The sequence below is a fragment of the Pseudomonas sp. BAV 4579 genome (assembly GCF_009765395.1).
Lineage (GTDB): Bacteria > Pseudomonadota > Gammaproteobacteria > Pseudomonadales > Pseudomonadaceae > Chryseomonas > Chryseomonas aestiva.
The window spans coordinates 1-1033 of the sequence record NZ_WHOV01000184.1 but is presented as its reverse complement, the minus strand read 5'-3'; the positions used below and the strand labels follow the sequence as shown (position 1 = coordinate 1033).

2 protein-coding genes are annotated in these 1033 nt (G+C 65.6%); both read right to left on the bottom strand.

Annotation, left to right across the window (positions count from 1 at the left end; all coding sequences use genetic code 11):
• Positions 1-88: 88 nt before the first annotated feature.
• Entirely contained in the window at positions 89-397 is a 309-nt protein-coding gene (locus GSQ95_RS24330; RefSeq protein WP_158897150.1) for a hypothetical protein, read from the bottom strand.
• A 72-nt stretch (positions 398-469) separates the two neighbouring features.
• Positions 470-964, bottom strand: a complete 495-nt coding sequence (locus tag GSQ95_RS24325; protein ID WP_158897149.1) for an integrating conjugative element protein — start codon at positions 962-964, stop codon at positions 470-472.
• Positions 965-1033 lie beyond the last annotated feature (69 nt).

Below are 1033 nucleotides of genomic sequence, written 5' to 3'. Positions count from 1 at the left end.
AGGAAGGCCATCGCCAAGCACACCTGCACCGTGTAGAGCTCCACCGCAGGCCGCAGCAGTGTGTCCAGGGCATGATTGCGGGCCATGGTCAGCGCTCCAGCTCGCCAGCGCCTGGCAGCGGCAGGGCCGCGGCGTGCTCTTTGCGGATAGCCTCGGCTTTGCCACGCGGCAGCGCTGCTTCGAAGCGCTCACAGAGGGTCAGCTCATCGTCCATAGAGCGGCCAGTGACCTCGCCGCCATGGAGCTCGACCAGTACCTCAACGTCACCTACCAGAGCGGCGCGTGCTTTTTGATGGTCGGGCAGGCGAATGACCATCGTCAGATAGAACGAAGCCCCTGACCGTGTTGGGCCAAAGGTAACGGGGTGACCGACGTCTTCGGCCTGAAGTGGGCTCACCGAAGGCGCATCCTGTTTCAGGACACTAGCAGCGGCTGGGTGTGGAACCTGAGAGTTGGGCATTGGGGCCGCCTATTGCTCAAGGGCAGTGGGGGTGATGAGTACGGGGTAGTGGGCGAGCCCTAAACGGGTAGCCAGGTCATCGCCGACGACAGGGCTGACAGCCAGGCCGCCGGACCAGCTGCGGATCACCGCCAGGCGTTCGGCACTGGCGACGTTGACGGCCAGGCCAACGGCGCCGAGGCGCTGTAGGGTCTCTCCGCGGCTGGCCAGCCACCGGCGAGACAACTCGTCGTCGCCGACCAGGAAGAAGGGCTGCAGGCCAGGCGCGTTGAGCGCGCGACCCTGGACATTCCCGGGCGTCAGCCGCAGCGATCGCACCGGAAATCCCTGCGCCATGCTGGGCTGCGGCACCGGTGCCTGGCGCTGCGCCGTTACAGGCTCAGGATTGATGCCCTGGTAGTAAGGCAAGGCGGAGACGCCGCCGCGGTCTTCGACCACGGTGAGGCTGGTGGCCTGGACGGCCAGCGGTAAGAGCAGGGTGATGAGCGTGAGGATCTGCTTCATGGATTCGAGGCCAGTAGATTCAGGCCGGTGACCCGGCTCAGGTGTTTGGCGAAGAGCTCGCGGTACTTG

Coding starts and splice junctions, on each gene's coding strand:
- GSQ95_RS24325 (WP_158897149.1), bottom strand. CDS start 964: ATGAAGCAGATCCTCACGCTCATCACCCTGCTCTTACCGCTGGCCGTC.